A 7,052-nucleotide genomic window follows, 5' to 3' on the forward strand; every position below is an offset into this window, starting at 1 on the left:
CCCCCGCTCAGAGCCCCAGCTGCTTCGTCTCCCGGACCTGACTGATCGCCTCCTTCTCGCCCTCCAGTTCGACGTCCGCCACCCGCTGCCGGCCCAGCGTGAACATCAGCAGTTCCGAAGGCTCGCCGGTGACCGTCACCACCGGGGTGCCCCGGTGGGCGACCGCCGTCTGGCCGTTCGGGCGGCGCAGGACCAGGCCCGTGGGGGCGCCGCGCCCGGTCAGACGGGCCGTGCGCTCCACGCGGGACCACAGGGCGTCCTGGAAGACCGGGTCGAGCTCGCGCGGAGTCCAGTCGGGCTGCGCCCTGCGCACGTCCTCCGTGTGGACGTAGAACTCCACCGTGTTGGCCGCCTCGTCGATCTGCTTCAAGGAGAACGGTGAGAAGCGCGGCGGGCCGGTACGGATCAGCTGGATCAGCTCCTCGTACGGCTTCGCGGTGTACTCCTCCATCACCTTCTCCAGGCGTGGCGCGAGCGGTTTGATCAGCGCGCCACCGGCGGCGTCCGGACGGCGTTCGCGCACCACCACATGGGCGGCGAGGTCCCGGGTCTTCCAGCCCTCGCACAGCGTGGGCGCGTCGGGGCCCGTGGCCTCCAACAGGTCCGCGAGGAGGAGTCGTTCACGCTTGGCATGGGTCGACATGGAGTCAGCGTACGACCGGGGGAGCGGTCCGCCCAGCGGACGGTGACCGGGCATGTCGGTGCGGCGCGGCACAATGGTCCGCATGACCAGCACGCCTTCGCCCAGCAGGCCCAGCGGCCTGGACCCCGAGATCGCCGCGCGCCTCAAGCGCAGCGCCGACGGGCTGCTCCCCGCCATCGCCCAGCAGTACGACACCGGTGAGGTGCTCATGCTCGGCTGGATGGACGACGAGGCGCTGCACCGCACCCTCACCACCGGCCGCTGCACCTACTGGTCCCGCAGCCGCCAGGAGTACTGGGTCAAGGGCGACACCTCAGGCCATGTGCAGCACGTGAAGTCGGTCGCGCTCGACTGCGACGCCGACACCGTGCTGGTCAAGGTCGACCAGGTGGGCGCCGCCTGCCACACCGGCGACCGCACCTGCTTCGACGCCGACGTGCTGCTCAAGGACGCCGCCTCCGCCCCGGCGTCCGCGGATCAGTAAGGTCGGCCGCCATGGACCTCGAGACGTTCCGCAAGCTGGCCACCGACCGCCGCGTCATCCCGGTCACGCGCAAGCTCCTCGCCGACGGCGACACCCCGGTCGCGCTCTACCGCAAACTCGCCGCGGAGCGCCCCGGCACCTTCCTGCTGGAGTCCGCCGAGAACGGCCGGTCCTGGTCGCGCTACTCCTTCGTCGGCGTCCGCTCGGCCGGAACCCTGACCGAGCGCGACGGCCGGGCCCACTGGCTCGGCACCCCGCCCGTCGGCGTCCCCACGGACGGCGACCCGCTGGCCGCCCTCAGGGCCACCATCGAGGCCCTGCACACACCCCGCGACCTCGCTCACGACCTGGGCCTGCCGCCCTTCACCGGCGGCATGGTCGGCTATCTGGGGTACGACATCGTGCGCCGACTGGAGAAGATCGGCCCCGGCGAGCGCGACGACCTGAAGCTGCCCGAGCTGACCATGCTCCTGACCAGCGACCTCGCGGTCATGGACCACTGGGAGGGCTCGGTCCTGTTGATCGCCAACGCGATCAACCACAACGACCTCGACACGGGCGTCGACGACGCCTACGCGGACGCGGTGGCCCGCCTCGACGCCATGGAGGCCGACCTGTCCCGCGCGGTCGCCCAGCCCCCGGCCGTCCTGCCGCCCTCCGAACTGCCCGAGTACACCGCCCGGTGGGGCGGCGAGGACTTCCGGGGCGCGGTGGAGGACATCAAGGAGCGCATCCGCGCGGGCGAGGCCTTCCAGGTCGTCCCCTCGCAACGCTTCGAGACGCCGTGCACCGCGAGCGCGCTGGACGTCTACCGGGTGCTCCGGGCCACCAACCCCTCGCCGTACATGTACCTGTTCCGCTTCCCCTCCGGCGACGGAGACGCGTTCGACGTCGTCGGGTCGTCCCCGGAGGCCCTGGTGAAGGTCGAGGACGGCCGGGCCATGGTCCACCCCATCGCCGGCACCCGGCACCGCGGCGCGACGCCGCAGGAGGACCAGGCCCTCGCCGACGAACTGCTCGCCGACCCCAAGGAGCGCGCCGAGCACCTGATGCTCGTCGACCTGGGCCGCAACGACCTCGGCCGGGTGTGCGAACCCGGCTCGGTGGAGGTCGTCGACTTCATGTCGATCGAGCGGTACTCCCACGTGATGCACATCGTCTCGACGGTCACCGGACGGGTCGCGGCCGGGCGCACGGCCTTCGACGTGCTCACCGCCTGCTTCCCGGCGGGCACCCTCTCCGGTGCGCCCAAGCCGCGCGCGATGCAGATCATCGACGAGCTCGAGCCGTCCCGGCGCGGCCTGTACGGCGGCTGCGTCGGCTACCTCGACTTCGCGGGCGACTCCGACACCGCCATCGCCATCCGTACCGCACTGCTGCGTGACGGCACGGCGTACGTGCAGGCCGGAGCCGGCATCGTCGCCGACTCCGACCCGGTGGCGGAGGACAACGAGTGCCGCAACAAGGCGGCCGCCGTCCTCCGCGCGGTGCACACGGCCAACAGGCTCACGTCACCGTGAGGATCAGCCCGTGAAGGCCGCCGTGCCGTTGGGGACACCGAGGCCCGAGGGCCCGTCGTACCCGGTGGTGCCGGTGCACAGGTACGAGCCGGAGCAGCTGCCGTTGGAGCCGCTGGTGACGTCGTACAGCGACGACGGGTGGGCGTAGGGGAAGGACGCCGGAGAGGAGCCGGAGGACGGGGCGCCCGCCAGCGCGTACGTCGCCGCGATCAGCGGCGAGGAGGCGCTGGTGCCGCCGAAGACCATCCAGCCGGTGGCCGAGCGGTAGCTGTCGTAGACCGCGACGCCGGTGTTCGGGTCGGCGACCGCCGAGACGTCGGCGACGGTGCGGTTCGCGCACCCGCCATCGCTCTGCCAGGCCGGCTTGGCGTCGTACCTCGAGCAGCCGGAGCCCGCCCCGCTCCACACCGTGTCGGTCCAGCCGCGGGAGTTGGACGCGGTGCTCAGCGACGTACCGCCCACCGCCGTCACGTACTTGGAGGCGGCCGGGTACTCGACGCCGTAGCCGTTGTCACCGGAGGAGACCGTGATGGCGACCCCCGGGTGGTTGAAGTACGAGGAGTCGTACGTGGCGTCGCTGGAGGACTCGCTGCCGCCGTAGCTGTTGCTGACGAACTTCGCTCCCAGCCTGACCGCGGTGTTCACGGCCGTGCCGAGGTTCGTCATGGTGGCCGAGCTCGCCTCCACCAGGAGGATCTTGCAGTTGGGGCAGGCCGCGCTGACCATGTCGAGGTCGAGGGAGATCTCCTCCGCCCAGCCGGAGTCGCCGCGCGGATAACTCGTGCCGCCGTTCTGGTCGACCTTCTTGAAGCAGCCGTTCGCCGTGGTGCAGGCGGACAGGCCGTACTGCGAGCGGTAGACGGCGAGATCGGCCTCGGCGTTCGGGTCGTCGTACGCGTCGACGATCGCCACCGTCTGGCCCGAACCGCCGGTCGACGAGGGCAGTTTGTAGGCCGCCTGCAGCGAGGCGGGGCCGTAGCCGGCGGGGGTGGCCGCGGCCGTCAGGTCGCTCTCCGCGTGTGCGGACCTCGGGGTGCCCGCGGTGACCTTGAGAGCGTTGCATGCCATGACGTTCTTCTGCGTCGGGGCCGCGCACGAGCGCGCGACGGTGACGCCGTGCGCCGTGGATGTCGTGGACGCGGCCTGGCCGACGGGAGCGGCCAGGGCGAGGGCAGCGGTGGCCAGTGTGGCCACGGCGCCGGCGGAAACGGTTCTGCGCAACGTACGTCCTCCATGAGTGGGTGAACCGGAGAGACATGTGGGGGGTGCGCCGTACAGCCGCCGACGTGGGTGCGCGCGACGGCCGCGCAGAACCTACGAATGTCCTGGGCACGTCAACAAGGAGAACGTTGAAGCTGTGACTTCTTTTTGCCCTGGATGGGGAACGCATGGCCTGACTCTGGGACGACCAAGGGAAAATTGTGGTGCGGTCATGGGTTGACGGACCCCGGATGACGGTTCTGCCGGGGTTCAGGCGATAGTGGAGTACGTGACTGCCGTACCTCACCCCCGTTCCGAGGCCGCCGCACCCCTCCGGCCCGCCCGGCGCAGCCTCGCCGTCGCCCTGCTGTGCGGGGCGGTCGGCGCTGCCGTGGCGCTGCTCTCCACCCGGCAGAGCTGGTCGGCGGGGACCGTGGCGGTGGCCGGCGGCGACTACTCGCTGACCGCCAAGGGCAGCGACGTCACGGGCGTCCCCGCGGCCCTCGCCATAGTGGGCCTCGCCGCACTCGTCGCCGTCTTCGCCGTCCGCAGCACTGGGCGCCTCCTCGTCTCCCTGCTGCTCGCGCTCTCCGGCGGCGGCACCATCGCCGCCGCGCTGCTGGGCGCCTCCGACAGTTCGGCGCTCGACGAGAAGGCGGCACAGGCGGCCGGCGACACCTCCGCGACCGCGACCGCGCTCACACACTCCGCCTGGCCGTACGTCGCGGCCGCCGGCGGCGCGCTGCTCCTCCTCGCCGGGCTGCTCGCCCTGCGCTACGGCCGGCTGTGGCCCGCGATGTCCGGCCGCTACGAGCGCGACGGCACTCCCCGTCCGCGCCGGATGAAGCCCGTCGACCCCGACCGCCCCGAGGACCTGTGGAAGGCCCTCGACCGGGGCGAGGACCCCACCGGCGCCTAAGAGCCCCGACAACCCGGCGCGTGAGCCGAAGGGGCGCCCCGGAGGCGCTTCCTGGCCCCGAATCGGACTGCGCGACCCCGCGCTCACCCCATACGCACGGGTACGGGACAATGAGCGCCGAGCTTCGACTCACCCACGCACATAGAGCCAACAAGGAGCAAGTCATGGCGGGCAGCAGCCACGGTCACACCCCGGCCGCCTGGACCGGTGTCATCATCGCCTTCATCGGTTTCTGCGTCTCGGGCGCCTTCACCGTGATGGCCCAGCCGGTCGGCTTCTGGGCGGGCATCGCGATCTGCGTCCTCGGTGGCGTCGTCGGCGGCATCATGCGCCAGATGGGTCTCGGCCAGCCGAAGACGCAGGCGCACTCCGCGCACCAGCCCGCGGAGGCGACGGAGCGCTGAGGCTTCCTCCCGCTGCGGACGACAGGCGGCCCCGCACGGTGCGTACGGGAGCCGCCTCTCGCGTACCCGCGCACCCGCGGCGGCGGGCGGGCAGAATGCGTGGGGTGAACGCCGAATCCCCCAGCGTGGCCCCGCACCGCGGCGGCACCGCCGGCGCAGCCGCCCTGCGTCGCATCGCGGTACCCGCCGGGGTGCTCGCGGCCGTCGCCGGGGCCTTCGCCTACGTCGGAGCGGTGGACCCGAACCGGCCCGGCCACTATCCGGTCTGTCCGCTGCTGCGCTACACCGGCATGTACTGCCCCGGCTGCGGCGGACTGCGCAGTGCGCACGCCTTCGTCCACGGGGACGTCCTCACGGCGCTGCACGACAACGCTCTCGCCGTCACCGGCTTTCTGGTCTTCGCCGTGGTGTGGGCCGTGTGGGCGGTGCACGCGGTACGGGGACGAGCGCTGCGGATCGACCTCACGCCGGTGCAGCTGTGGAGCCTCGGTGCACTGGTACTGGCCTTCACCGTTGTCCGGAACCTGCCGTTCGGCGGCTGGCTGCACCCGTGATCGATCGGTGAATGTCCAGGTAGTGGGACCGGCGTCCACCGGATGTGAGGCTTGGGCCCTGCTCCGGATACCATCGCAGTGACCATCGGTTTCGCCCGCCGGGGCGGCTCCGGTGGACCGAGGCCCGACCGGGTGGAACCTCACCCCCATCGTCAACCGTCAGGAAGGGGGCCGCTCGCGTGAGTGTGCTCGACGAGATCATCGACGGAGTCCGTGCCGACCTCGCGGAGCGGCAGGCACGCGTCAGCCTCGACGAGCTCAAGGAGCGCGCGGCGAAGGCTCCCGCGGCCAAGGACGGCGTCGCCGCCCTGCGCGGTGACGGGGTCAAGGTGATCTGCGAGGTCAAGCGGTCCAGCCCGTCCAAGGGTGCGCTCGCCGCGATCGCCGACCCGGCGGGGCTCGCCGCGGACTACGAGGCGGGCGGCGCGGCCGTCATCTCCGTCCTGACCGAGCAGCGCCGCTTCGGCGGCTCGCTGGCCGACCTGGAGGCCGTCCGGGCCCGGGTCGACATCCCGGTGCTGCGCAAGGACTTCATCGTCACCTCCTACCAGCTGTGGGAGGCCCGGGCGTACGGCGCCGACCTCGCGCTGCTGATCGTCGCCGCCCTCGAGCAGCCGGCCCTGGAGTCGCTGATCGAGCGCGCGGTCTCCATAGGGCTCACCCCCCTCGTCGAGGTGCACGACGAGGACGAGGTCGAGCGGGCGGTGGACGCCGGAGCGAAGGTCATCGGGGTCAACGCGCGCAACCTCAAGACCCTCGAGGTGGACCGCACCACGTTCGAGAGGGTCGCCCCCGAGATCCCCGGCGGGATCGTGAAGGTCGCCGAGTCCGGCGTCCGCGGACCGCACGACCTGATCGCGTACGCCAACGAGGGCGCCGACGCGGTACTCGTCGGCGAGTCCCTCGTGACCGGGCGCGACCCGAAGACGGCCGTCGCCGACCTGGTGGCGGCGGGCGCGCATCCGGCACTGCGCCACGGCCGGGGCTGACGTCCCGGTAGGGTGAGCGCCGATGACTGTTCCGACCACCGTGACGACCAGGGACCCGTACGCCCGCCTGGCCCGCGGATGCCGCCCCCGCGGCTGCCGCGCGCCCGCACGCCGGGTGCACGGGCGCCGCGTGCGGTATGTCATCGGTGACGAGCCGGGGCAGGTCAACGGCATGCGATGGCAGCGCCCCGCGAGGGGTGCGGGGCAGTACCCGAACACGCGGCTCGGCCGCGTCGGCGCGACGAGCGACAGGCGGCCCGAGGCCGACTGATCAGCCCCGCCCCCACGGCGATTGGTATCCACAACTCACCGTGAGGTTTCCGCATGCCCAGCGAGTTC

At 72.1% G+C, this 7,052-nt stretch carries 9 protein-coding genes; 7 read left to right on the forward strand and 2 right to left on the reverse strand.

The window, feature by feature from the left end:
- Positions 1-7 precede the first annotated feature (7 nt).
- Positions 8-643, reverse strand: coding sequence for a TIGR03085 family metal-binding protein (locus tag C3488_RS15015; protein WP_103839920.1), 636 nt, complete (start codon positions 641-643; stop codon positions 8-10).
- A gap of 82 nt (positions 644-725) precedes the next feature.
- Between C3488_RS15015 and hisI the strand changes: the two genes are divergently transcribed.
- Complete coding sequence (hisI, locus tag C3488_RS15020; protein WP_103839921.1) at positions 726-1,127, forward strand: phosphoribosyl-AMP cyclohydrolase; 402 nt, start codon at positions 726-728, stop codon at positions 1,125-1,127.
- Positions 1,128-1,138: 11 nt separating this feature from the next.
- Positions 1,139-2,647 carry an anthranilate synthase component I gene (locus C3488_RS15025; RefSeq protein ID WP_103839904.1) on the forward strand — a complete coding sequence of 503 codons (1,509 nt, stop codon included), beginning with the start codon at positions 1,139-1,141 and terminating at the stop codon, positions 2,645-2,647.
- Between the two features lie 3 nt (positions 2,648-2,650).
- Here C3488_RS15025 and C3488_RS15030 read toward each other — a convergent pair whose 3' ends face one another.
- Positions 2,651-3,868: a peptidase S8 gene (locus C3488_RS15030; RefSeq protein WP_103839905.1), complete on the reverse strand. Its 1,218-nt coding sequence runs from the start codon at positions 3,866-3,868 to the stop codon at positions 2,651-2,653.
- Between the two features lie 259 nt (positions 3,869-4,127).
- Here C3488_RS15030 and C3488_RS15035 point away from each other — a divergent pair, with 259 nt between their 5' ends.
- From C3488_RS15035 to trpM, 5 genes are all read left to right on the forward strand, one after another.
- Positions 4,128-4,766: a TIGR02234 family membrane protein gene (locus tag C3488_RS15035; RefSeq protein WP_103839906.1), complete on the forward strand. Its 639-nt coding sequence runs from the start codon at positions 4,128-4,130 to the stop codon at positions 4,764-4,766.
- 164 nt (positions 4,767-4,930) lie between these two features.
- A complete protein-coding gene (locus C3488_RS15040) occupies positions 4,931-5,170 on the forward strand; it encodes an HGxxPAAW family protein (protein ID WP_103839907.1) in 240 nt (79 codons plus the stop codon).
- A gap of 95 nt (positions 5,171-5,265) precedes the next feature.
- Positions 5,266-5,724: a DUF2752 domain-containing protein gene (locus C3488_RS15045; RefSeq protein WP_103839908.1), complete on the forward strand. Its 459-nt coding sequence runs from the start codon at positions 5,266-5,268 to the stop codon at positions 5,722-5,724.
- Between the two features lie 179 nt (positions 5,725-5,903).
- Positions 5,904-6,713 carry an indole-3-glycerol phosphate synthase TrpC gene (gene trpC / locus C3488_RS15050; protein ID WP_103839909.1) on the forward strand — a complete coding sequence of 270 codons (810 nt, stop codon included), beginning with the start codon at positions 5,904-5,906 and terminating at the stop codon, positions 6,711-6,713.
- A gap of 22 nt (positions 6,714-6,735) precedes the next feature.
- A complete protein-coding gene (gene trpM, locus C3488_RS15055) occupies positions 6,736-6,984 on the forward strand; it encodes a tryptophan biosynthesis modulator TrpM (RefSeq protein ID WP_103839910.1) in 249 nt (82 codons plus the stop codon).
- Positions 6,985-7,052: the final 68 nt, after the last annotated feature.

The organism is Streptomyces sp. Ru72, assembly GCF_002920635.1.
Lineage (GTDB): Bacteria > Actinomycetota > Actinomycetes > Streptomycetales > Streptomycetaceae > Streptomyces.

What these genes read in the sequence shown, in the direction of transcription:
- C3488_RS15015 (WP_103839920.1), bottom strand. Translation starts at nt 643, where the DNA reads ATGTCGACCCATGCCAAGCGTGAACGACTCCTCCTCGCGGACCTGTTG.
- hisI (WP_103839921.1), top strand. Translation starts at nt 726, where the DNA reads ATGACCAGCACGCCTTCGCCCAGCAGGCCCAGCGGCCTGGACCCCGAG.
- C3488_RS15025 (WP_103839904.1), top strand. Translation starts at nt 1,139, where the DNA reads ATGGACCTCGAGACGTTCCGCAAGCTGGCCACCGACCGCCGCGTCATC.
- C3488_RS15040 (WP_103839907.1), top strand. Translation starts at nt 4,931, where the DNA reads ATGGCGGGCAGCAGCCACGGTCACACCCCGGCCGCCTGGACCGGTGTC.
- C3488_RS15045 (WP_103839908.1), top strand. Translation starts at nt 5,266, where the DNA reads ATGCGTGGGGTGAACGCCGAATCCCCCAGCGTGGCCCCGCACCGCGGC.
- trpM (WP_103839910.1), top strand. Translation starts at nt 6,736, where the DNA reads ATGACTGTTCCGACCACCGTGACGACCAGGGACCCGTACGCCCGCCTG.